General features: G+C 53.8%; 17 protein-coding genes and 1 pseudogene. 8 read left to right on the top strand and 10 right to left on the bottom strand.

All coding sequences use genetic code 11. From position 1 onward, the window contains the following. Positions 1–21 precede the first annotated feature (21 nt). Positions 22–273, top strand: coding sequence for a transcriptional regulator (locus ABTV22_RS14515; protein ID WP_433741159.1), 252 nt, complete (start codon positions 22–24; stop codon positions 271–273). 713 nt (positions 274–986) lie between these two features. Next, positions 987–1343: pseudogene (locus tag ABTV22_RS14510) on the top strand (IS66 family transposase); the annotation flags it as partial. 536 nt (positions 1344–1879) lie between these two features. On the opposite strand, the gene ABTV22_RS14505 reads toward ABTV22_RS14510, so the two are convergent. Both ABTV22_RS14505 and ABTV22_RS14500 read right to left on the bottom strand, forming a co-directional pair. Beyond that, the gene (locus ABTV22_RS14505) at positions 1880–3265 is read right to left on the bottom strand and encodes an ATP-binding protein (protein WP_433741157.1); all 1386 of its coding nucleotides are present in this window, start codon (positions 3263–3265) and stop codon (positions 1880–1882) included. 368 nt (positions 3266–3633) lie between these two features. Next, positions 3634–4446, bottom strand: coding sequence for a hypothetical protein (locus tag ABTV22_RS14500; RefSeq protein ID WP_433741156.1), 813 nt, complete (start codon positions 4444–4446; stop codon positions 3634–3636). A 650-nt stretch (positions 4447–5096) separates the two neighbouring features. Between ABTV22_RS14500 and ABTV22_RS14495 the strand changes: the two genes are divergently transcribed. Both ABTV22_RS14495 and ABTV22_RS14490 read left to right on the top strand, forming a co-directional pair. Beyond that, positions 5097–5663: a hypothetical protein gene (locus ABTV22_RS14495; protein WP_433741154.1), complete on the top strand. Its 567-nt coding sequence runs from the start codon at positions 5097–5099 to the stop codon at positions 5661–5663. Between the two features lie 4 nt (positions 5664–5667). Continuing rightward, positions 5668–6501, top strand: coding sequence for an ATP F0F1 synthase synthase (locus ABTV22_RS14490; protein ID WP_433741152.1), 834 nt, complete (start codon positions 5668–5670; stop codon positions 6499–6501). Between the two features lie 412 nt (positions 6502–6913). Here the strand turns inward: ABTV22_RS14490 and ABTV22_RS14485 are convergent, their stop codons facing one another. The 3 genes from ABTV22_RS14485 to ABTV22_RS14475 form a co-directional block, all read right to left on the bottom strand. Continuing rightward, positions 6914–7312 carry a hypothetical protein gene (locus ABTV22_RS14485; protein WP_433741151.1) on the bottom strand — a complete coding sequence of 133 codons (399 nt, stop codon included), beginning with the start codon at positions 7310–7312 and terminating at the stop codon, positions 6914–6916. 112 nt (positions 7313–7424) lie between these two features. Then, positions 7425–7907 carry a hypothetical protein gene (locus tag ABTV22_RS14480; protein WP_433741149.1) on the bottom strand — a complete coding sequence of 161 codons (483 nt, stop codon included), beginning with the start codon at positions 7905–7907 and terminating at the stop codon, positions 7425–7427. Positions 7908–8415: 508 nt separating this feature from the next. Further along, positions 8416–9282, bottom strand: coding sequence for a DNA-binding protein (locus ABTV22_RS14475; protein ID WP_433741147.1), 867 nt, complete (start codon positions 9280–9282; stop codon positions 8416–8418). Positions 9283–9360: 78 nt separating this feature from the next. On the opposite strand from ABTV22_RS14475, the gene ABTV22_RS14470 reads away from it, so the two are divergent. Beyond that, positions 9361–10551, top strand: a complete 1191-nt coding sequence (locus ABTV22_RS14470) for a tyrosine-type recombinase/integrase (protein WP_433741145.1) — start codon at positions 9361–9363, stop codon at positions 10549–10551. Positions 10552–10764: 213 nt separating this feature from the next. Here the strand turns inward: ABTV22_RS14470 and ABTV22_RS14465 are convergent, their stop codons facing one another. Genes ABTV22_RS14465 through ABTV22_RS14450 form a run of 4 tightly spaced genes read right to left on the bottom strand, consistent with a single transcriptional unit; the run spans position 10765 to position 15611 of the window. Continuing rightward, positions 10765–12114, bottom strand: a complete 1350-nt coding sequence (locus tag ABTV22_RS14465) for a hypothetical protein (protein WP_433741144.1) — start codon at positions 12112–12114, stop codon at positions 10765–10767. Then, positions 12080–13024, bottom strand: a complete 945-nt coding sequence (locus ABTV22_RS14460) for an ATP-binding protein (protein WP_433741143.1) — start codon at positions 13022–13024, stop codon at positions 12080–12082. Before ABTV22_RS14460 ends, ABTV22_RS14465 begins: the two co-directional genes overlap by 35 nt. Further along, entirely contained in the window at positions 13021–14934 is a 1914-nt protein-coding gene (locus tag ABTV22_RS14455) for a hypothetical protein (RefSeq protein WP_433741141.1), read from the bottom strand. Before ABTV22_RS14455 ends, ABTV22_RS14460 begins: the two co-directional genes overlap by 4 nt. Then, positions 14934–15611, bottom strand: a complete 678-nt coding sequence (locus ABTV22_RS14450; protein WP_433741139.1) for a hypothetical protein — start codon at positions 15609–15611, stop codon at positions 14934–14936. The genes ABTV22_RS14455 and ABTV22_RS14450 overlap by 1 nt, the downstream gene beginning before the upstream one ends. A 549-nt stretch (positions 15612–16160) precedes the next feature. Between ABTV22_RS14450 and ABTV22_RS14445 the strand changes: the two genes are divergently transcribed. The 3 genes from ABTV22_RS14445 to ABTV22_RS14435 all read left to right on the top strand — a co-directional run bounded on the left by ABTV22_RS14445 (position 16161) and on the right by ABTV22_RS14435 (position 20300). Continuing rightward, positions 16161–16838, top strand: a complete 678-nt coding sequence (locus ABTV22_RS14445; RefSeq protein ID WP_433741137.1) for a tyrosine-type recombinase/integrase — start codon at positions 16161–16163, stop codon at positions 16836–16838. Between the two features lie 1359 nt (positions 16839–18197). Then, positions 18198–19490 carry a tyrosine-type recombinase/integrase gene (locus ABTV22_RS14440; RefSeq protein WP_433741135.1) on the top strand — a complete coding sequence of 431 codons (1293 nt, stop codon included), beginning with the start codon at positions 18198–18200 and terminating at the stop codon, positions 19488–19490. A gap of 342 nt (positions 19491–19832) precedes the next feature. Beyond that, positions 19833–20300, top strand: a complete 468-nt coding sequence (locus ABTV22_RS14435) for a hypothetical protein (protein ID WP_433741133.1) — start codon at positions 19833–19835, stop codon at positions 20298–20300. 32 nt (positions 20301–20332) lie between these two features. Here ABTV22_RS14435 and ABTV22_RS14430 read toward each other — a convergent pair whose 3' ends face one another. Further along, positions 20333–22897 carry an EAL domain-containing protein gene (locus ABTV22_RS14430; RefSeq protein WP_433741131.1) on the bottom strand — a complete coding sequence of 855 codons (2565 nt, stop codon included), beginning with the start codon at positions 22895–22897 and terminating at the stop codon, positions 20333–20335. Between the last annotated feature and the right edge of the window lie 258 nt (positions 22898–23155).

Here is a 23155-nt window from a genome sequence, read left to right as displayed (position 1 = left end):
TATTGAGAAAGAAAGATGCGAGTGAGCTCATCGACGTCAGGCATCAAGCTCGACCCTTCAACCAGAAAGAGGATCAAGCAGGCCGCTGCAACTCTGGATCGAACACCGCATTGGTTCATGAAGAAGGCAGTGCTGTATTGGCTACACCGGGTCGAGGACGGCTCAAGCGCATCAGACCTGCTGAACGAGGTGGACATCGACGCTGATAACAGCCACCTCAGTCGACAGAAACTGTTGAACGTTGACCAGCGAATGAAAAAGACCGTGGAATAGGCGCCTCGTAAATGACCAGCGACGACCAGGATCAGCAAGCCCCAAGTCAATCTTGCGGACCGACCATCAAGGATTAAGACAATTTGCTCAATAGAGATGGGGGTTAGGTTTCTTGAACGAGTCATTTAACCCTCCAATCTCTATGCGAGGCACATTTATCTCCTCAGTGCCTTGCCCTACCTCACTGGACTCCCTCAGTGACCACACATTCGTTTGGATGCCGGAACTGAACGGCCGGATTGGGTTAGCTGCCGTTCACAGCGCACAGCTGAGTGAAGCGGTGATTGGCCTACTCGCATATGAATCGTTCCTACGCGGTAGCATATGAACGGTAAGCGTTCGGCCAAGTCACCTTCTTGATATCAGCGTTGGGGCTCCAATCGACCACAAGTGATATCCACGGCCTCATCGGAGAACTCTCAGGTTAGCTTCTCAATCAATTTTTCAACAATCTCTCGGTCGGCTTTCTCGCGCCAATCGGGGTCTTCCATATCGAATTTAAAACGGACGCCAATGATGTCCGCGGGGACTCCCCTAAACTTGGTGTCGCTTACGGACAATAGGCGTTTTGGCAAATGGTTTGTCCCAAACGCCATGTAGCCAGCGTACCGTCGGAAGGCACCAAATGACAAAACCTCCAATGATCATCGCCATTGCCAGAGCCGTAGAGATGTCTAGGAGTAGGTCACCCAACAACAATGCCAGCAGGTACCTGGATGACCGCCCAGCGCGACATCGTGCACAACGGGTCGACCATCAGCAAAGCTCTGGATTACAGCCTCAAACGCTGGACGGCACTGTCACGTTACCTCGATGACGGCGCTGTACCCATCGATAACAATTGGTGTGAGAACCAGATCCGGTCGTGGGCGCTGGGGCGCTAGAACTGGCTCTTTGCAGGATTGCTGCGCAGTGGCAAACGAGCGGCAGCGATCATGAGTTTAATCCAGTCGGCACGCATGAACGGGCATGATCCGTACGCGTATCTCAAGGATGTGCTGACGCGATTGCCGACGCAGAAAGCCGGTGAGATTGAGCATCTACTGCCGCATCAGTGGATGGCTGACTGATCTGAGCAAGGCATATTCCCTGTACGTGTACGATAGATCGGCATAACCCCTAGATTTTCCATATCCTCCCCTGTCGTTGGCTAGATTTTCTTAACCGAGCCAAGATTTTCTTAAAATATGGGCCGAGTACTCAGAAAATATTAACCGAAATGGCCGCACAGCCACTATTTGGTAACCGTCTGGCCAATACTTGACGACTTGGGCTATGAACGGCTTGGGATAAGAGCTTCGTTGGCGCACGAAAACCCTGGCGATAGGGGCGATCGCGTCGCTTAAAATTACGCGGACACCATCGCCCTTAATGCTGGATTTCGGTAGGTATGTTCGCCGTCCGATTACAGAGGATTGACCGATGAAAGCGTCCTCTCGGCACACGGCTACTTGAAATCCATGTCCGCCGGTCTCTGCCGACAGCGAATGTTTCAATCTCATGCTTGTCTGTTCTGATGCGGATAAACTTGGCCTGCTTCTTCATTTGAATCGGCTGGAGCCTGTCATTGCGAACGCTTCGAGCCCCAGCCGATAAGTCGCCATTATCAATTTTCAGAGCGAAATTTGACGTTCCTAGACGGGTTGGCCGCATAGGCGGATAGCCTGCCCTGCCCCCCACTGAAACGCGATTTGGCCATTGCGGTGGGAATTCGGGGCTCGTCAGGTAGGTCACCTTGAAGCTCAATGCCCGCCTCTTGAGCTTTCAATGCAACGAAACCTCGGAGCAGGTTCTCACGGTAGGAGTACATATGCTCTCGGCCCTCAACTAGTTCCAGGACTTCACCGCAGTCCTTACCGAGAAACTTCTTCAGAATCTTTCTGAACTGGGCTAGCTCAAGTGGCTTTTTATCGGTTTCTGCCGGATCGAGGCCAAAAAGCTGCTGATTAATTCTCAGATAGGACTTGAAGATGTTGTCGACGTAGCGAACCGTGTCCTCCGAATCCGCGGTTGCCCATAACGCCAGCAAATAATCGTGGCTTTTATGCAGCACTGCACTGTCGTAAGGCCTCTGCAAACGGCCACTGATACCTATGATCGAGCGCGCGATAGCTGCGTCAAAATGTACCCATTCAATACGGTGCACTTCGTTTTCATCTTTGAATACCGACCACAGAAGGTTCTGTGTCAAAAGATGAACGAAATACGGAAATCCATTGCTGATTCGCGCGATCGAATGAACGACTTCTTCATCTGCCTCCAGGTCGAAAGCCTTGATGGCGCTGTAGGCTATGTCTTCTCGGTAGGACCAATACAGACGCTCCAGTTTCAATGTGAAGAGCTGGCGGAAGCTGGACTCGTGATCGCCTAGCAACTGGTACAACGACGTGGCGATGCCGGTAAAAATGAACTTGACGTTTACTCCCCGATCTCCCAGGTCTTTGAGAAAGTGGGCGAACTTGGCGCGCTCGGAGACTGATTCAATCTGGTCAAACTCATCAATCACTACAACCGGTCGCTCCGAATGCACACCGACCATCTCTTCCATGACATCTACGGCGGAAAACATCGAATCAATGGGGGGAATCGTGATGCTTTTTTCCTTGTCCTTGATCTGCAACTTGTACAGCTTCAAGTTAAGGGTGTGAGTGTACTCCAGGTCTCGCCGGCCACCCGCACGTCGTAAAATTCGTTCGGCAATCTCTTCGATCGTTTTATAAAAACACGTGTCTTTGCCACAGGGTATCTGAATGGGCTCGTTGTCGCTGCTTTGGTACTGAGCGGCCACTGACGCGGCTAGTGACGATTTACCCACACCGCGATCGCCATAAATGAAGACGTGCCCTCCCTGATCAAAAAGGGCTTCCTCCACCAGTTCCAACTCTCGGTCACGCCCGAACAAACGTTCAATGCTCTTGACCGGTGAGCGAACTGACAGCTTCGACTGGAGAATTTCAACAAACCGATCCTGGTCCAAATTCCGAATAGCCACACTCGTATCCTTGATTGACTTCGGTCCAGCACTACAGATGTGAACCACCTCTGGCTCAACGGTTTGCTGCAGGCCTGAACTGATTTTTCTGTGAATTATCGGTCAAGTATGTTGAACAAGAACGGTCACGGCAATCCAATATCAGTGCAGCCACACGCTAGGATTCGCTAATCAGCCAAAATCATCGGAATTATTACCCACGGGGTACTAAGGCGGCACCCAACTCAATGATCGCTAACGACTCAATCAGGCACCTGACGACGACATTTCGGCCAGCACTCAAATGTTCTGTGAAGCCCATCGCCTTGATGAACTGGCATGTGAAATGAAGTGTTTTTGACGTATGCCTTGTTCGAACCTGTATTGCCCTATGCCCGGTTGTATGAAGGAGATATGAGTTGCATCAACTCATCAATCTCGCCCGCGGTGGGAGAGTAAGCAGGTTCATATCGGCCATTTTCGCCGGCAAACACATACCGTTCGCATAAGCATCCATCAGCCGACTGATCGCAGTTTTTGCACGGGGGATTACAAAGCTCAATCATTTGGTCGATGGCTGTAGATGGGTCATCGGGATCGTAGGCATCAGGATAGTAGGGGCTTTCCATAACGATGAAGCCGCCCCGCGCGAACTTTAAGAGGTCTTCAGCACATTCAAAATCCCAGTTTGATAATGCCCTTAGCGCTGGCAAAAGTACCACGCGGCAATAGTCGAATCGGTAACCCACAAGGTGACACATGACGCGCCCCCCATCTTCCACCAGACTCTGGAACGAAATCTCTCCGTAGCGTTCCCCTAGACTCTTGTGTCGCTTGAGATCAACCCGAATGTGCTTAAGGGCGTTGTTGATCCCGTCGATTAACTCCATTTTTCGGTTACCGAGATACGCACCGGACACTGAGAAATTTTCATCGAAGGTTTTTACCAGGTCCTTTCGGGTTTCTTTTATCCCATCTGCAGCTCTCACTGCTTGCAAATAATCCACGCTGTGAGCCAAAAGCAAATTAACGCCGAACGCTTGGTGGAGCATAACCTCGTTTCTACTGACCCTCGCTTTGAGGTCGTCCCATGCCGGCTCAAGAATGCAAGTGATGAAGTGACGATAGTCGTCACATGCCTGCTGAAGGGACTCGTTTACTTCGATTACGGGTTTTGACTCAGTCTTGCTTATGATCGCCATACCTGCCCCCAGATGAGCTTTTATTCCTGCAGAAACGGCCCGGCCAAAACAGGTGAGGCATGCCCTTGTTGTGCTTCAATCTCCCTAGCAAGAAAAGGTGCACGACGGCGCAGATATTCGCGACTGATCGTTGGCGCTTGAACATATGATATTCGCGATAATTTCGTTCGGTTCGTAGGTGAGACGCGAGGATTCTCGACCTTCGGTAACCCCGCCACTTTGCATCAAAAAGTTGCGTGCATTGATAAACTTTGCCAGGAGTCTTGGAGACTACTCCTGCATCCTTGCTGACACCTGCAGACCCTCTCTGTAATCGAACGCCCCGAGAACATGAATGGACACATTGGCAGTCACGTCGTTCAAGGGGACGCTATGCCAATCAACAGAACAGATCTGTTTCGCCGGACCAGTGCTTTTACATCGATGAAAATACGCACACGAGGTGTAACGTCTTAGGTTTCGTGAAGCTAAGCCACCAAAACGCCTGGCCCGGCGTACTACCTCATGCTGGTCTTGCGCATTGACGCGACTGCACCGGTAGCACTTGGTGACGTATACGTTGTGGACTCGCAGCATGGCAATTTGATACCGTTCAAAGCCCTTTGTCACAACAGCCGTTACCACGGTCAACGTCAATCACAGGAGATGCCATGGACTGGCTGAAGTTCGACCTGAACGTCCCTTTTCGGTTGTTATTGACCTTCAATGCAACCTCTCTATTGGTCATCGTGTTTTTAGTGCAGAAGGGCTACGTGCTGGGGTATTTTTTTCCTGAACATCCTGCGATCGTCGCGCTGCCAAATATTCTGTCATACATCCTTTATCTCTCCGTACCCGTTTTCCTTACTGGTTTGAGCTTGGTGCTCAGTTCATCGTTAGGGAAGGATGAGTTCAAATCCGGCCAAGTCGAGTCGATTGATCATGCCAACAACAGTTTTTTGCCGAGTTATCTCGGTTATTTCTTTGTGGCACTAAGCGTCCCGAATTGGGAAACACTATTTTTTGTATACGGCGTTCTGTTCGTTTTCACGTACAGATCGCAAGCGCTTTATTTTAACCCGCTATTTTTGTTATATGGGTACGAGTTCTACAACATAACCACCAATGCGCGCGCGTCAATTTTCTTGATCTCGCGCACAAGATATAAGCTGCCCGCTCACATCGTGATCGAAAAGGCTTATCGAATCAATGACTATACGTTCATCGAGAGAGGCTGAGCATATGGACTATGTACTGGTAAAGGTGAAGAAGCTCAGAAAAAAGCCATTCTTCAAGTTGATTTCTGACTACACGCTTTTTAACAGGTTGGATATTGATCCGGCCGCTTGTGTGGCCTACAACCCGGATCACAATCTTGACGAGGACTCCTGGTTCAAGGTTGAGCAATTCTCCGAGCAACCGTTTTGTGTCGAGATGGTGAAAGGCGAATTTGATGCCAAGGAGTACGATGACTTGGCAAAACGACTCTTCAATGACATCTCCTACATATTTGCAAGCCAGGGGGAAAACTTTTACTTTCAGAAAGTCACCCCATCACTGTTTATCAAAAGAAAGACGGTGGTGTTTGGCGAGGTCGCGGAAATTGAGGAAGGCCAGAGCCGTTTAGTGATTAACGCCCAGCCGGATGCCATCTACCTCAGAGCATCGGACACCCTCATCTTTAAAAATCTGGCGACGATTTCCAGTATTTTCCCTGGGATCGATGAACTGTACAAAGAGGCAACCCAAGAAGAGGTTGAACAGTTTCTGGAAAAGCCGTTTATTGCCCTCTCCAACGATTTCGCGGCGGAAAAGGTTTCCAAACCGAATCGTAAGCGCATTGCCTTGGCGATGGCGACTTTAGAGGCGCTACCCGAGCAAGACAAGGCCGGAATGCTGGCCTACATCGATGGCTACTGTGGCCAGAAGCTCGCCTTTGATGCCGATAGTGGCCAGTTCGAAATTTCGACCGACACCGAATTAAAGCTACTCATTTATGGCATTGAGCAACGGTTCTACACGACTCAGTTCGGCCAGGAGAAGCGATTGGCCAATTCGGTTCAAGCCCTTGGTTGACAGGTCCGCCGCCGGCGCCAGGCCGGCCCGGTCTCGCCTGCCCAGGCAATGCGGCGGATCGCCGACCTGCTGAAAGATGCCAGTGACGATATACCCGGCGATCGACTGCCCTCGGTTTCGCCGCCTTTGTTGTGTGTTAAATGAATTCATCCGATGAAAATCAACCAACCAGCTGACTGCACCTTGAACTAGTGGGAGGCCGGTTCCGGAAAGCTGCTGACCGATTGACCTCGCGACCGCCACACTTTCACGGAGCTCCGGAAGCAAGTCCCCACAACTCCGATCGAACGGAGCTTGAAGCACGGAGCTTTCAACACACATTCGAGACTCAGCCACGATGGTTCATTCGAACGTACAATAGGCTAGCCATTGGCGCACGAAATTTTCCAAGGCAGGTACTGCGGCCATACGCCTAAGCAATAACCTCCTCGCACACCACTGTTCCGTCCTGACGCAGACTTGGTGGGAACACCTCCATTTGGCCATTATTTGGAGTCACGTCCCTGTATTGCGCTTTGACAAAATCACGAAGCTCAGTTTTTGTATATTCCGAGTGCCACCAATACTTCACTTGATGCGGCCCTTGAGGCTCGAGTGTCGGATCGTAGTAGTGCTCATTGACCTTTATTACCGCATGCCCTAACTTTTCACCGTTTGCTAATTCGACAAAACATAAAACATATTTTTCAGCTAATTGGTAATTGGTTACTGCGTCCAGGCAATTTCCATAGCATCGTTTCGGCACTGTACAGCCAGCGTTGTGGAGCTGCTGAAGCCAGACACTTGGCAGCGGGGTCATTTCAATCTGCATGCGGACATCCATTGGCTCAGGGCTGGGATAATATAAAGTCAGCAACACTCAAGCGCAGATCTGACGCACTGCCCGAGCGGGCGATCTACGCGAACGTTGGTCGATGGACCTGCTAACCGGGCTGCACAACTGGATCTGAGAAATCCACTTGAGCTTTGAGTACGCAAGCCATGGACAGGAAGTCGTCGCCGAGTGCTTTCCAGTCACACGCCTCAAACGCGGCTTCGGCGATGATATATATCTCTTTCACGCCGTAGGTTCTAACAGAGGAGCGAAGGTGCGTGAAATACGGCTGCAGATACGCATATTGAGTGTCAGGTCGCGGGGGGCTGGTCGATTTGCCACAAAGGGAAAAAATAAGAACACCATCGACAGCACTATCGGAAAAAAATTTATCGGCGAGAAACAACTCACCGACTCCAACCTTACGATCGTTAGTGCTCGATGATTCTATTACGCAGACCACCCTACCCTCAGCGTCTCGGAAAGATAAATCAGGTCGATACTTATCAAAACCAATCACTTCGCCCTTGGAGTGCCGTTCCCAACCGGCTGGAAATACAATCGGTCTTTGTTTGAAGTCGGAATCCGCCATGAAGGTTACCTTGGATCTTACGCACTCTCGCAGTGAAGCGGCGATGCTAATATTGAAAGGCGATGATATCAACCTGACACCACCCCAGACCAGTCCTCAGTCGAAGCTGGCAACCACAGCGGAGCAGAAATCAAACAGCTCGAGCTGAACATCGCCTTCGAGCGCCCGTGGCTCTGCGATAATTACGAGTACTTCGTTGCGGCGACGGTTTGGGGTCTATGACAGGTGGTGATGCCAATACGGCCCCGCTCGATTCAATCCGGTGCCGGTGACCTGAACATCCGCAACTGTCCAGTCGCAGACTGATCGCCTTTGTCAGTTTGATTAAGTGCTTGCATGAACACCGACACCAGACCCCGGACCGGCGTGCAAGCAAACCGTTCGTTGAACTGCACAGCGCATGTGAGGCGCAGCACTCCATCCGGATTAGGTCAGCGTCGGCCTGCTCAGCCCTCAGGCCAATCATCCCCGTTCGCCAGCGGCACGCTGGCAACCACCAGTTTCATGGTTAGAGTGGCGGTGTCGTGGCTTTGCGGATCCGCGGCTTGCGCTTGGCGACGGGAACCAGGCGCACCTGTGTCAATTGCTGCTCCAGCGTCTCAGCACGGGCCTGCTGCGCCGCGGCACGTTGTTGCGTTTGACCGAGCTCCACCTGGGTCGCCTCCAGCCGCCGTTGCAATTGCTCGACGTGCCGCCCGGTCTCTTTGAGCTGGGCCGACATCGCCTTGCCCTCCTCCCGAGAGCGGTCGACCTCGCGATGCGCACGATCCTCCACACTGCGGGCGTGGTTCTCCTGCGCCACGCGTTCCTGCTCGGCCTTGAGCCGCAGCGCTTGCAGTTCTTGTTGTAACGCCTGGTTGTGCTGCTGCGCTTCGCGGCGCTCGTGCAGCAAACCTTCACGCTGCTGCTGCAGGTCCTCGACCTGCGTCTGGCGCTGGGACAGCAGCAGTTCCAGATCCGCCAAGCGCAACTCGAGGGCCTGGCGCCCCGCTACGGCGTCCGTCGCCTGTTGGCGAAACTGTGCTGCGTCCTGACGCGCTTGATCCTCGACAGCCGCTACGCGTTCACGCTCGGCAGCCAAGACCTGACGTTGCTCGGACAACGCCTGCTCAGCAACACCCTGTGCGAGATGAATCGCTTGCTGCCATACCGCAACAAACGCTTGCGAGACCTCGCCGGGCAGTGCTGGCAGACGGGTCTCGCCGCTCAGCCGCTCGGCCAGGCGCGCCCACCATTGATCGAGCAAGCCGCCGACCCGCGCCGGACTGCCACGTCCCAACTGCAGGCGCACACGCTCCACGGTCGGCCGTTCGCCGCGGGCCAACACCGCATCCGCCGCGGCAAACACCTCGTGTTCCGGCACCCCTACTGCCATGGCTCACCTCCGGCTATATTAGGTCTGATAATAGAATGTTATCCGACGTTATTTTTTGATTATTGGAATTATCATACGTTGAACGTATTAGATATTACAGACCAACTGCCTCTGGTCGACGAAACCCCATTGGACCCGCATGTTCTGGCGCTTAACGCCCAGGCAGCCGCCGCGGCGTTTATCGCCGCCGGCACCGCGGCCAATACCGTGCGCAGCTACCGCAGCGCCCTGACCTACTGGTCGGCCTGGTTGCAGTTGCGCTACGGCCAGGCACTCGGCGACGCGCCGCTACCGACTACGGTGGCCGTGCAGTTCGTGCTGGATCACTTGGCGCGGCCGCTGGAAAACGGCGGATGGGCGCACCTGCTGCCGCCGGCAATCGACGCGGCACTGGTCGCCACCCGGGTCAAGGCCAAGTTGGGGCCGCTGGCGTTCAACACGGTCAGCCACCGTCTGGCGGTGCTCGGGAAATGGCACCGGCTCAACGACTGGGACAGCCCGACCGACATACCCGCGCTGAAGACCCTGCTGCGCGAGGCGCGCAAGGCCCAGTCGCGCCAGGGCGTGGCGGTGCGCAAGAAAACCGCGATCGTGCTCGAGCCCTTGCAGGCGCTACTGGCCACCTGTACCGATGGCGTGCGCGGGGTGCGCGATCGCGCCCTGTTGCTGCTGGCCTGGAGCGGTGGCGGCCGGCGCCGCTCGGAAGTGGTCGGCCTGCAGGTGGGCGATGTGCGCCAACTGGATGCCGACACCTGGGTCTATGCGCTGGGCGCAACCAAGACCGACACCGGTGGCGTGTGTCGTGAGAAGCCGCTACGTGGCCCGGCCGCAGCAGCGCTTGCCGCCTGGCTGGCGGCGGCACCGGCCGACGCCGGTCCGCTGTTTCGCCGGCTGTATAAAGGTGACAAGGTCGGGGCTGCAGGCTTATCGGCCGATCAGGTGGCGAGAATTGTCCAGCGTCGCGCGCTATTAGCTGGACTGGAGGGGAACTGGGCCGCACACAGTTTACGCTCGGGCTTTGTCACCGAAGCCGGGCGTCAAGGGGTACCGCTCGGCGAAGTGATGGCCATGACCGAACACCGCAGCGTCAACACAGTGATGGGTTATTTCCAGGCGGGGGCATTGCTGGACAGCCGCGCCACTCAGTTGCTCAAACCAGCAGCGCGGGTGATCGTGCCGTCTAACGATTACCACATGGAAATCGCCGAGCCTCCCTTCGCCCCTGATAGCGCGGAACGCGGCACAACAGCCCCCGCGCGTGACGCTTGAGGGGGGCGCCCTCTCATGTTTTGGACGCTCTGCCTCTAGTTACAGGCGGGCGTACCTGATTGGAGGCTGGTGTGTTTCGCCCCCCTGTCGCATGCGCCCCCATCCAGCCAGCAGACTGGCCGACACGTGACTGAAACGATCGACTTAAGGAGGCGGCCCTCCTTTTGCTTGCGAGGGTGCGCACGCCTCATACCGCGTTGCCAGGCACCTCAGCTAGAAGTAAAACAACGGCGTCGCCTTCAGGGTACCGTAGAACAGGGCGGGTTCTGCCGGGGTACTAAACTCCGCGCAGTTGCCGAAATTGCGCATAACTAGCACCTGCTCGGCTTCAACTGGCCCCATCAGCCGGCGCATGGACACACGGTCCGCGGGAAGGTCAAACTGACACTGATAGTCCCCTTGCAGCCGCTTCCCAAGCAGGCGATCCAACACGATCTGGTTTCTGCTGGCCTCCAGTACCGCAAAAAAATGATCACGATCAACATGAGCGAAAAACCGCGACGCCGAGCGACTCCAGAACCATAAGCGGGCGACTAACTGGTAGAACACGCATTGAAAAAAAACTCGCACTGCGCTGGGCGCCATGTTTTGCTCGAGCAGCGCCGAATAGGCCGGCACTGAAATGCTTGGCTCCTTTTCGAAGACTCTCTGAAGCTCAAATTTTTGCCGAAATAAAGACAATGCCGCGTTATACACGCAAACGCTGCGCTTCGGAGCACCATAGTCAACTAGCGAAAGAACGCCACCGCATGGGCAGTCGCGATGAGCATTGAGCAGGCGCGACTGATGAAAGCTGACGAAACGCTGGTAGTCTTCGTCGGGTAGGCCCAACTCCGCCATATGCGGGTCCCTCATCGAGAATTCCTTCTGCCATATTTTTGTAGTTTCGTCAGGCAGGACCTCCGCGATGGTGCCTCCGCCGGCAAGGGCTTGCGCACGGTCAGGTAAAGCGGCGTAATGCAGCACGTCCAACACTGCCAACCGCTCCAGCCGTTCAGTATTGGCGAGAAAATCGCGACAAGCGAAGATGAGCGGGTTGACGACACAAGAACGACAGGTGGCAAATATCACCGGCCGATTCGGGACCCAGTAACCACAGTCCTGGCAACTGTAGCCAACCACACTGGCAAACGGGGTGGGTGTGAATTTACGAATGTCCTGGCAGCGCTCACAAAGTGGTTTCAACGGCTGCTGATGCCACGGACAGCAGACAATAAAACGCAGTGCAAAAAACGCCGCTACAAACCCTGTCTCCGCCAGGCATCGCGCACAGTACTTGGCGGTGCCGTTCACATTTTTCGGAAAATAATCGGCGACGGGCTTGGCGAAATTGCTGAGTGATACAACGGGCCAAGAGGAATGATAGATCTCGCCCAATACCATCTCGATATGCGCTTCTTTGCCTTTTTTCGTGCTGCGCCGTGCCTTTTTCAGGGGAAAGCTGTCCATTAGCACCCTGCCGCTGACGCCATTCACCACGGCCGCCTTGTGCAGGCGGGCCACGGCATGCTCAAACGGCCAAGGAAAATCATCTGGGAAAAATAGACCGTTTATTTTGTGCATCGCAAAATGTCCGCACACCAGAACGGCGCACCGCCTCGTTGACCAGCTTTTCATCGGCTTCGAACAGGGCGCTGTCATGTGGCGCAATGAGCAGCAACAGGTCGACGATCGCCTCGCGCACATGTTGCATGGGGAGATTGTTGACGTACTTTCCTGTTACGCCTTCAGCGAATGCCTTCCACATTAAGCCGGCCAGCGGGGCCAGCCTGAAGCCGGCGGCAAATGCCTCGGGCACGAAGAAGGCTGTATAACTGGTGCCCGACCCGACAGGGTATTCGGAGTTATCGTCGCATCCCGCTAGAATCGTTGCCAGTTCCTCAATGGTCCGACAGCCTCGGAACGGGATGATTTCCGAGAAGAAACGCCCCACCATCGCATGGTGCCCTACCAGCTGAAGCCCCGAGAGCCGTTCATAGATCTCCAATTGCGAGAAACCAATCACCGTCAGATTAATACCTTGCAGCTGGAGGTAATTGTGCAGTCCGCTCAGTACATGGTAGTCGTTTGGACGCCAATGTTGAATTTCATCGACAACCAGTACACATTGCGGTGCAGGCTGACCGGTCACATGCCCTTCGATGTAAGCCAGTAGGTGCTGGAGGTAATCCACGCCCCGTGGTGTAGGCTTGATGTGCTCCGATTGACACAGCTCAGTCAACACGGACTGCCGCTTGCCGGATTCGCGGTAGAGGGCGATGTGTAGCATTACATGCACGTGCGGCAGCTGGACCTTCAACTGGCCGGCGACGAATTCTGCGCAACGGGATTTACCGACCCGCGGCGCGCCTGCAAACAGCACGGCTGATCGTCTGGCGCTCACCCGATCGAGGCTTAAGCGAAGTACACGCACCATCTGATGCGTGATGAACTGCGCCTTGTCGGTGACGAGGGGATGCGCGGAGGAGCTCATCGCTCGCCTCGATTCAGCACGCGGCCGGGGGTGGGCAGCTCACCGTAATCGACATCCGCCTGGATAAAATAGTCCGATCGCACTGGCCGGTTTTTTTTGGGGGGGGGCGAGTTATCCGCCTCCGAGCTGGCCGCGTCCCGGCTGAGGGACAACGCCACGCCAGCTTGCCCGTGCTGGGTGAAATAATCACTGAGCTGCTGAGCTGGGCTTTTATCCGCATCGATCTGCAGCTCCCCTGAGCGAATCAAGCTGTTTACCCTGCGCCGTACGGCGGGCGTATGCTTGAATTCGCCCCAAAATCCCTGTGCCAGGAGAAAACCGAGACAGCCGCCATTTGGCAGGTACGCTTTGACTGCCCGGTAATCGCGATTGTCGATTTCGATCAATAACTCCATGCCGACGAAGCCGAAATCACCGGCCAGCACTTCGTTGGTATAGTGCACCCGGTCTAGTTGGATGTAAGGACGACGTCCACTGTCACAACCGCCACGCACCGTGGCCTTGCGTGTGGTCATGTCTGCTTGCAATCGCTCGACCTGATCGGCCCCGTACCTTGGTATGAGCATGCCCTGGCGGAAGAACTGCTCCAGGTAACTCAGCGGGGAAAAGTGTCCCAGCCCTTCGCTGGGCCGGGCATTGTAGTTGGCCAGCATCACGTCCATCGCATCCTCCATGAGCGTGAGGTCTATTTCGTATTTCACCGCCTTTTGCTCGGCGTCCTCGGCTCGCCCGGCATAAGGATGACTTCCTGTCGATGACACCAATAGATGAACCTGTCGAGCCACCTCCAGAAAGGAGCGCTCGATCTCCGCCCGCGTTTCAAAATGCCCCACCGGCCCTATGCACACGTGGAAACCGAAGTCGCTGCGTGCCTCGGTAGTGATTTTTTTGGCGAGGTTGGACAGGTGGGAGTCGGTAAACAACGCGCCGAAGCTGATACCTCGGCAGTCTTCGATGACACCCGAGGGCAACCCTGCACCCGGCTTGTACCGATATTTTTCATTGGCCAACACCCGCGGGCACCAGCGCCCAAGACAAGCCTGGGCAATGACTTCGCGCACATCGGAGGCTGAGACTTCACTTTTCAATACCAGCTTGTAAGCCAGGACGGCGTTGGCGTAGGCATCCATCATCGAGAGTAGCCAGATCCGATCGACCACTACCCACTGATAGACTCCCGGAGCTTCTTCCACTCTCAGTGCAAACATCGCGTCGATACAATGGCCATCAAGTTGAGCGCAATCGAAAGGCCGCTTCGCCTGGATGTAACGCTTATGGCCTGTCCCCGTCGCCAAGTGCGCTACGGCAGTCTCCTCTCCGTGTGCGTGGATGTACTGGACTGCGTACCGTGCCCGTAGTGCTTTCAAATACTTCCGTATGGACGTACGCCCTTTGTGCTTGGTGTTGAACGGCCAGGACGGGTACTCAATTTTGGCTTTGGCCAGCACTTGATAAAATTTCGTTACCAACGTACTCATGCCCCCTCGAGCGTCACTCCACACCGCACCCGGAGTACAGAGGATCTCGATCATGGCCGCTTCAATTTCGCTATGCTCAGATAACAACATGTTGAGCACTCCGGTCAGGCCCCCTTGCTGCTCGGTTCGTTTCGGAGCAATGGGCTTGCGTCGTGTATAGAGAACAACCCGCGCTTGCGCCAGCAAGGCCTGCTCACCGAAGTAACGTCCCTCCTCATCCATAGAGCAGAAGCGCTGCACCATTCGGTTGACCTCATTGCTCGGCACTCCGGTTCGCAGCTTGATCTCCTTCATTGAAGCGCCGTCGATATACATTGACACGGCGAGCCGTTTGCAAGCGAAGTCCGGCCATTGCGCCTGTGGAATTGATGCTGGCTCGAGACGCGGCCATTCACCATTTTTGAATGCCTGCGGAACCGCGACACGTTTCATTAGGCCCCCCGCAACGACCAGGTCGTCTGCCGCGTGGGGGTGGTGTCCTCGATGTCCAGTGCCACAACCCCTTCGATCGTGAGGCGAACCAACGCGCTGATCAGGTGTGTGGGTGCCAGCTCGGGATACGCTTGCAACAACCCACCCAGCGTGCCGGCCGTGACCTGGTTCACGTAGTCGAAGGTAGTCTTCTGCACGTGATCGACGATGGGCTGATTGCGCGCAACTGCAATGAAATGCATCAGGCGCAGACGTGGCATTAGTTCATACTGGCGAGCGATGCGCGTTGACTCATCGAACAAGCAGTAGAGCGCGCCGTTATTCGCGGATATTTCTCGCTGCATCAGGATCTGTTCGCTGGAATTTACTTCATCAACATGTCCTGCTTTGACCTCATGCCACTCGATCCCGCCGTCGGCATTTCTCACCACTACATCTGGCCGGGTCCGACGGCCGTCTCGTTGCACGCCGTACAACTCATTCGCCGTCGGAATCCAAAAATCAACAACATGGGCATCAAACTCAAGGTTCAAAAGCCAGTGAGCAAGTTCCTGGTTGCTTTCCAGAATAAGGTCAGAGCGGATCTTATGGCTGTAGACCAACCATAAGTAGCTGAGCGCCGATCGGCGGCTACGGATCCGTGCGAGAAATGCATTGGCCGGTGTTTTATTAGGCATAGCCGCCTCCTAGACTGATGTTAGTCGTGGAGTGACTAGCCGGTCCCTCGCTTGAATTCCCTTTGAATGGGGTGGCAGCACCAAGGTGTAAGTATAGCTAACGGCATAAATAGCGCTGTTCGAAAATGACCACAACATTCCGCGTCTATGCGCTTCGGCATGTGCACATACTACCCTTGCAAAGGCCAACGCAACGTTCATCTCCGCAGGTCCATTATGAAAAGGGTAGAACTTTTGCTAAGCGCTGATCTCGTCGGCCGAGATGTTCAGTACGACCGGTCCTTGCACCATTACCTTGAGTGGTGGCAAAGGCGGGATCTACCGGCGCTTGCTTACGAAGTCTGTCTTTACCTGGCGGACTGTTACGCCTGGGGTGATAAAAAGCGAATAGATCCCAGTCTGGCGGCGCTCCGTCGCTGGCACCAAGCCAATGACTTTCCCGATCCTACTCAGTGCCCGTCAGTGATCGCTCTGGCACAACAAATCAGAGACAGGATGCCTCCGCGAAGCCGTCCTCGAATTCAACCCCCTCCGTCTATAGTTGATGTAATGTCTCTAGCCGATGCGTTTGAACGTCGTTTCTGCCACGAGACGCAACCCAACGCAGAACGCGACGAAGTGGTGAGATCAACTTGTTACTCCAGAATGGTTGCCCGCCGTAACAGAGCAATTTTGCTGATAGGTTTCTGGTTCGGGCTGACCACCGCAGAGGTGTGTAAACTGAGGTGGAACGAGGTAACGATGGCTGACGGTTTTCTCAAAATCGCAACTTATCGTTTCGACGCCAACAGACGCAATAGGAAATACTACTTCCAGCTCGGTCGCCTGCCTTTACTCTGCCCTCTAGCGGCACTTGAGGACTGGCTGGCTTATGCAGGTGGCTCCAACAACTATGTCTTCCCCTGCAGCATCCCAAAAGCGCTGCCGTGCCCGGTCAGTTCTCGAGTCGTGCAAGATAACTTCAATAAACTAATAAAAAACAATAATGGAGCGGTATTTAGCATGAGATCGCTTCGCTACAGCCTTTACTTCTTCCTTGCGGACAATGGCTGGTCGCGCCAGAAGATATTGAGATATGTGCCATTTTATAAGATGGAGGCATCCAAAACTCGCCTATTAAGAACCAGGCGAGACATCACTACCGATAGAACCTCTTCCACGACCCGCGCCGAAGACATCTTGAATATAATCTCCGCAATCGAAAATAGCAGTAACCAAACCGATTAAAACTTGTTGGAATTAAAATGCATTCAAACATTACCAACTAGCCCGATCATTCCTAAATCTTTAGTTACAGGCAAAAAAAGGCAGCCCATGCGGAGGCAAAATATCACGAACAAACTCATTGAAATTATGTGAATGGGGAACTATAAAGCGTTGAATATTATTGGTTTTTTTATTAGAGTAAATTCGGTAAATTAGTTCTGAGAGCTCCCGGTGTTGCTTCTCTGTGACGAAATGAGCGGACATTCCCGGCACTGCTTCCGGCTAATGACTGGTTTCCCGCCGATGGCATGCTGGTACCGAACCTCCTGGAAGCCCCGCAGATCAACCGTTCGACCTCACCGTAGAACGATGGCAAATGCTACCAGCCACAGCGATCGCGTCAGAATGGGCCTCACCTTGAAGTTACGTCGGAACGCGCCCAGATTTGCCTTAATCAGCGGACATTCCCGGGCCGGATTTTGAGCAACGTGCCCTGCAGGCCAATAAAATCGGGCGCCTAGGCTTTTTTGGCTTTAATCAGCGGACTTCCCAGCGCCCCTTTGCGTTTAACGAAATCGGCGGACTTTCCCGACCGATAATGTTGGCTCACGATCGTATTTGGAATGACGTCGTTAAAAGTTCTATAAAACATAAGGTTAGCGCGATTTGACCATTTCAGCGGACATTCCCGGCGTGCCGTTTTGACGTAATGAGCGGACATTCCCTGGACCTCTGTTGGAACAAAGATGCCGTGCAGGCCACGGAATCTGCAGGTCTCCGCGGTTTTAACCAATGAACGGACGTTCCCGACACAGGGAGCTTTTAAGGCGATCAATCTAAGGACATGCGCAACAATCGTTTCGAACGATCAACGTGCAAACACTTTTCCGCTACCAATATTTGAATAAAGCAACGGTGCCTGGTTGGCGGCTGGTGTTAGCGGTCGGTATTCCTCAGGGAGCTGATACGCGAGACGGCTCTGGCCTGCGTATTTAATTTTAAATACGCTCGTTAGGTTGAAGGGTTTCGTATTAAAAAATAATTAACCATATGAGGTATCAATATTAGGGTAATTAGCGCGTGGGTGATTAAGCGTAGGGCCAGCGGATATTCTGCGAATCGGAGTGCATCTAAAAAGAAACGGAATTCAAAGATTCCTCGCCCGCGAACTAAATCGTCAGGGTGTTACTTGTCAAGCATTGCAACTCAAATAAGTTTGGGCTGAGTGGTAGTTGCGCAAGTGCAAAGCAGCGGCTACTATCCGGCAATGTCAATCCGTTATGCAAAAAAAAGAGTAGTAGTGAAGCGCATCTATGTAACTTCCGATTACTCCCATAACTGGAAGTTTCTTTTCAACGTTTAAAGTGTCCGGTGGTTCGAATGCTCAGCGCGCCAAAACCCATTTTTGAAACCTACGAGGCCTTTATTGATCAAGACTTCAGTTTCAGCGTGCCTGCACTTAACTGCGTCAAAGACTTTTTAGATTCATTTCCCGAGGAGCTGGAGGCCGGCCGTGGCTATATGGCGGTGCGCAGCTTCCTACGGGCATTTTCCGACAATGCCCAGACCTTCAGTTCATACCGCACTCAGGCCGAGCGTCTGTTGCTGTGGACGCTACTGGTTAAGAAGAAGCCGCTGCACCTGTTGAAACGTCAGGATGCCCAGGACTACTTGGATTTTTGCCGTAATCCTTCCCAGGACTGGGTGGGTCCCGTGACGCGTAGCCGCTTTGTTCCTAACGATGAGGCGCATGTCACCGAGGCGGATGCCCTGATTCCGAATCCAAAGTGGTTCCCGTTCAATTCAAAAATGACGAAGGCGGTAGGAACGACTTCAGAGCCGAGCTCCATGAGCCCGGTTTATACGACCACTGAAAGCAGCCTCAAACAGGTGTTTACGGTGTGCAGTCGGTTTTATGAATTTCTGATCGAGGATGGCGGCGCGGCCGCCAATCCATTCAGAATGCTGAAAAAATCGAACCGCTTTACCGACGACACGCTTGACGTGACCTCGGGACGGGCCTTGACGCCCCTGCAATGGGATTACGTCTTGGAAACCGCCGAAAAGCTGGCGGAGGATGATCCCGTTCGTTTTGAACGTACCCTCTTCATCCTCGCAACGCTCTTTGCGATGTACCTGCGCGTCTCCGATGTGGTGGGCCGGAAGAACTGGAAGCCCACCATGGGCGACTTCCGCCAAGACGCTGAGGGCTTCTGGTGGTACCACGCAGTGGGAAAAGGCAATAAAGCCGGCAAGATCGCTGTTCGCGACGAGTACATCGAAAGTTACCTCAAGCGCTACCGCAAATTTCTAGGACTGAGTGATCTGCCTGAACGCAATGAGTCCACGCCGCTGATCTCGACCCTCAGAGGCCGATCGGGCCTATCAGATCGGCAGGTTCGCGCCCTCCTCCAAATCGTCTTCGACAAGGCGCTGGAAAGAATGCGCGGTGAGGGGCGTGAGAAGCATGAAATGGACAGCTTGTTGGTGGCGTCTGCTCATTGGTTGCGCCACACCTCGGCGACGTTCGATGCGCCGCTGCGTGACGCCAAAGAACTCCAGGTCGATCTACGGCACAGCAACCTGAGTACCACGCAAGACACGTACTATCATTCCCACGATCAAGCGCGCGGGTATTCGGTCAAACGCATCGGTATGCGCGATCGCGGTTGAGCTCCGGCGACATCTGCCTTAATCCGAAGGATGGGTATGAGGTCCTCCAGGTTGCGGGAGTCCCTTAGTTTCGCCAGCGATGGCAATCACTTCACCGTAGTCAAACACGTTAGAGAAGTTGTGTGCTGTCCACCGGCCAGGACTCTTGAAACAATAAGCTGCTGGACGCTCCATAGAGTTACAAGTCACTCGCCAACAAAGAAGCACTGGTATTGCTGCGTTATAACTCCCCTCCTCTTCGCTATATAACTGCAATCAGAAAAATGTCAAGCCAAAAACAATTGCGAGCTAAAAAACTACATGTTAGATTGAATTATAAAAATAAAAACAGGAATAATGAAAATGGCTAGCTACGTAATTCATATTGAATACAGAGAAGGACAAGAGCTTGCGTGGGTTGAAATTAATGGATTCAGCGAAGAGTCCCGCTCGGCACGCAAGTGTCGATTTCAAACGATCGGTTGGATATTGGATATCGTCGACACCGTTCACAACAAAACACACCCAGACAACCTTTTGGATGAAAGCTTTGCGTTCGATGCGCTGATCAAATATGCAAAAATGGACACGAAGTCTGCCGAGCAGCTTTTGGTTGCAAAAAACTGGAAAGAACGTTTTGAAGTTGTGTGGCAAGACCTTAATGATCTTGAGCGTGAAGATGCGGTCACGCTTAACTATGATTACTGGGATAATTATTGGCCTGGGTTCGATACCTACAACGTCACCCTGCGAAAGTTTCTAATGAATTATAAGCCGCAGATTTCTGATATCCGCCATCATGATCCGGACGCCTTGGACCACACACCATAAAAGCGACTGTCATTTGAATCTGAAAACCGCGCTCAATCGAGGTTGTAGGCAGTGAACCATTGTTCAAAATCCCGGCAAGACAGCGGTGCTGAAAAATAGTTACCTTGCCCAACTTTGTAGCCTTGGGCTTTGAGAATCTCACACTGAGTAGCGTGTTCTATACCTTCAGCCACTACGTGCAAGGAAAGCCCTCTGCCTATCGCAATGACGGATTCGCTTAAAGCGCGGCAGGACGTATCGTGCTCCAGATCGTCGACAAAACTCTTATCCAGTTTCAGCTCGCTGATTGGCAGGTGCCGCAAATACCCGAGGCTGGAATAGCCTGTGCCAAAGTCATCAATGGCCAGTCGTACCCCTAAAGCGTGCAAATCCCGGATGGCTTGCTCGGCCCCTAGACTGTCGCTCAGCAACACACCCTCGGTCACTTCCACGCATAGGTTGGCGGGTTGCAAGCCGCAACGTTGCAGTTGTTGAGCAATCAGCGTCGCCAAGTTCAGGTTGTGAAAATTGATGGGTGAGAGATTGATCGACATGGATGGAACCTCTAAGCCGTGCTGCTGCCACTCGGCAAGCTGCTCACAGGCCTCCCGCAACACCCATTGACTCAGGTCATTGATCAACCCGCACTCCTCAGCAAGCGGAATGAATTGCATTGGCGAGATAGCACCGAGTGTTGGGTGTGCCCAACGCGCCAGTGCCTCAACACCGACCAGGCGCCCGCTGTTCAGGTCGACTTGTGGCTGATAATGCAGTTCCAGACCACTGTCAGTCAGCGCTTTGCGCAGTTCTGTTTCCAGCATCAATCGCCCTTGAGCGAGTCTGTTCATTTCTTCAAGAAAGAAGCTGAAGGTACCCCGCTCGGCCCGTTTGGCCTGGTACATGGCAATGTCAGCGCAATGCAACAGACTCTCCATGTCTTGACCATCCCCTGGGAACAGGCTGATGCCGATGCTGGCGGAAACAACGATAGAAGTGCCGGCAATCGTCGTCGGCGCCCTCAGGACCACCATCAGTCGTTCAAGAAAGATCGTGACCTGTGTCGCACTCATCCGCGGCAGTACCAACACGAATTCGTCACCGGATAAACGCCCAACGAAATCACACTCTCGAAGCACGCTGCGTAACCGTTGCGCCATGACTCGCAGCAACTCGTCTCCCGACACATGCCCCAAGGCGTCGTTGACTTGCTTGAAGCGGTCCAGATCGACAAACAGGACGGCAAGCTCTGCAGCCTCTCGAGTCACTTCGAGAATGCATTGCTGTGCTTGGGAGAGCAGGAAGTTTCGATTGGGCAAGCCGGTCAACGCATCATAGAAGGCCATCCTTCGAATGGATTGACGTGCCTCCTCTCGTTCAAGTGCCAACATGCACAAGTGCGTTCCCGCCGTCACCAAGTGAGCGTGCAATGGATCGGGGCCGCGGCTTTCCCTAAAGTAGAGCGCAAAGGTCACCGCAATCCGTCCTGAGCCGTTGCGCACAGGAATAGACCAACAAGCCCGTAAGCCTGACTGTTTCGCCAGCCATTTGTACTCGGCCCACAGCGGGTCATTATTGATGTCCGTTACCAAAACCGGCTCGCCCCGATAGGCGGCCGTACCGCAGGAACCCGCCACCGGGCCGATGGATAATCCCTCGATGGCCCTGGAGTAATCGGTGGGCAAGCCTGGACTGGCCAACGGGTGCAAGATCCCCTCCTCGTCGACGCTCAGGATCGAGACAATGACTTCCGGGGCGATGCGCTCAATCTCGTGGCACATCATGGTTAGCACGTTCTCTAGAGGTTCCTCTTTCAGCAGTGCCCCAATGACCCTTTCCTGTAGGACCTCATGCAGTTTTGACTGGGTAATGTCGGTCAGCACGATCACGACATTTTCGAGCAACCCTTGCGCGTCGAACACGGGCGTTGATGAGACGTGCACCCAAAGTCGTTGACCGTTGCGCTTGCTGAGCAAGGCGCTGACATCATGAGGTTGACCACAGAGAATGCCTTCCAGCCCTGGTTCCGCAGACGCTTGCGCAGGAACATCTGAAACAAAGAACATCAGCGGTGACTTCCCGATCATTTCCTTGCGGGAATAGCCCAGCAGTCGAATGAGCCCATCGTTGACATAGATAAGGCATGAGTTCGCGTCGACGATGCAGGTGGCCGAGCTGGTGACATTGACCGACATCGATAGCAACCGGCGTTCGATGTCGTTCAAGCGTAATTGCGTTATATCCTTGAGAAAGGCCGCGTACAGGATTCGGTCATGAAGGGCGATTTTCGAGATCGACATCGAGCCCCAGCGCTCCTCCCCGTCCTCACGCACAATTCGGACATCCCGACTGACGCCCACAATTTTGTTGATCCCGGTCTCGCGGTTAGCGCTGATATAGCCATCATGATGGGCGCGCAGGATGTGAGGCACCAAGGCGTGGACATTTCGACCGAGCACCTCAATCCGAGAGCAGCCCCAAAACGCTTCGGCAGCGGCATTGAAAAACACCACCCTATTGTGATCATCAATGATCACAACGGCATCGATCGCCTGCTCCAGTGTTTGTATGAAAAAGTCTTCCGCCTCTGCATCACTCGTCAATCCGACTTTTGCATTCATTGCTGCTACTTTCCATACGGCCACCGGGCTTTATCCTTAAAGGCCTTGTGGAGCACCAAAAGAGCCCTCTTCACTAGAGGGTGAGCGCAACATCCAATACTGGATTTTGATGTCAAAAAACGCGGCTCTGCCTGCCCCTGCACACAAGATCACTACAGTGCTCAGCTTAAAGACTCAGGATAGCTCTGAAGTCTTTACCGGTCGCACATGACTGATCACAATCGACCTGCCGAACGACCCCCGGTCGTAACAGTGACA

Source organism: Pseudomonas putida, assembly GCF_050990305.1.
Taxonomy (GTDB): Bacteria; Pseudomonadota; Gammaproteobacteria; order Pseudomonadales; family Pseudomonadaceae; genus Aquipseudomonas; species Aquipseudomonas putida_AH.
This window is presented reverse-complemented; position numbering and strand designations above follow the sequence as displayed.

Excerpts from the sequence above, each read along its gene's own strand:
- ABTV22_RS14500 (WP_433741156.1), bottom strand. The coding sequence starts at position 4,446 with ATGGCGATCATAAGCAAGACTGAGTCAAAACCCGTAATCGAAGTAAAC.
- ABTV22_RS14465 (WP_433741144.1), bottom strand. The coding sequence starts at position 12,114 with ATGCACAAAATAAACGGTCTATTTTTCCCAGATGATTTTCCTTGGCCG.
- ABTV22_RS14485 (WP_433741151.1), bottom strand. The coding sequence starts at position 7,312 with ATGCAGATTGAAATGACCCCGCTGCCAAGTGTCTGGCTTCAGCAGCTC.
- ABTV22_RS14480 (WP_433741149.1), bottom strand. The coding sequence starts at position 7,907 with ATGGCGGATTCCGACTTCAAACAAAGACCGATTGTATTTCCAGCCGGT.
- ABTV22_RS14495 (WP_433741154.1), top strand. The coding sequence starts at position 5,097 with ATGGACTGGCTGAAGTTCGACCTGAACGTCCCTTTTCGGTTGTTATTG.
- ABTV22_RS14440 (WP_433741135.1), top strand. The coding sequence starts at position 18,198 with ATGCTCAGCGCGCCAAAACCCATTTTTGAAACCTACGAGGCCTTTATT.
- ABTV22_RS14430 (WP_433741131.1), bottom strand. The coding sequence starts at position 22,897 with ATGAATGCAAAAGTCGGATTGACGAGTGATGCAGAGGCGGAAGACTTT.
- ABTV22_RS14435 (WP_433741133.1), top strand. The coding sequence starts at position 19,833 with ATGGCTAGCTACGTAATTCATATTGAATACAGAGAAGGACAAGAGCTT.
- ABTV22_RS14450 (WP_433741139.1), bottom strand. The coding sequence starts at position 15,611 with ATGCCTAATAAAACACCGGCCAATGCATTTCTCGCACGGATCCGTAGC.
- ABTV22_RS14475 (WP_433741147.1), bottom strand. The coding sequence starts at position 9,282 with ATGGCAGTAGGGGTGCCGGAACACGAGGTGTTTGCCGCGGCGGATGCG.
- ABTV22_RS14490 (WP_433741152.1), top strand. The coding sequence starts at position 5,668 with ATGGACTATGTACTGGTAAAGGTGAAGAAGCTCAGAAAAAAGCCATTC.
- ABTV22_RS14455 (WP_433741141.1), bottom strand. The coding sequence starts at position 14,934 with ATGAAACGTGTCGCGGTTCCGCAGGCATTCAAAAATGGTGAATGGCCG.
- ABTV22_RS14460 (WP_433741143.1), bottom strand. The coding sequence starts at position 13,024 with ATGAGCTCCTCCGCGCATCCCCTCGTCACCGACAAGGCGCAGTTCATC.
- ABTV22_RS14445 (WP_433741137.1), top strand. The coding sequence starts at position 16,161 with ATGTCTCTAGCCGATGCGTTTGAACGTCGTTTCTGCCACGAGACGCAA.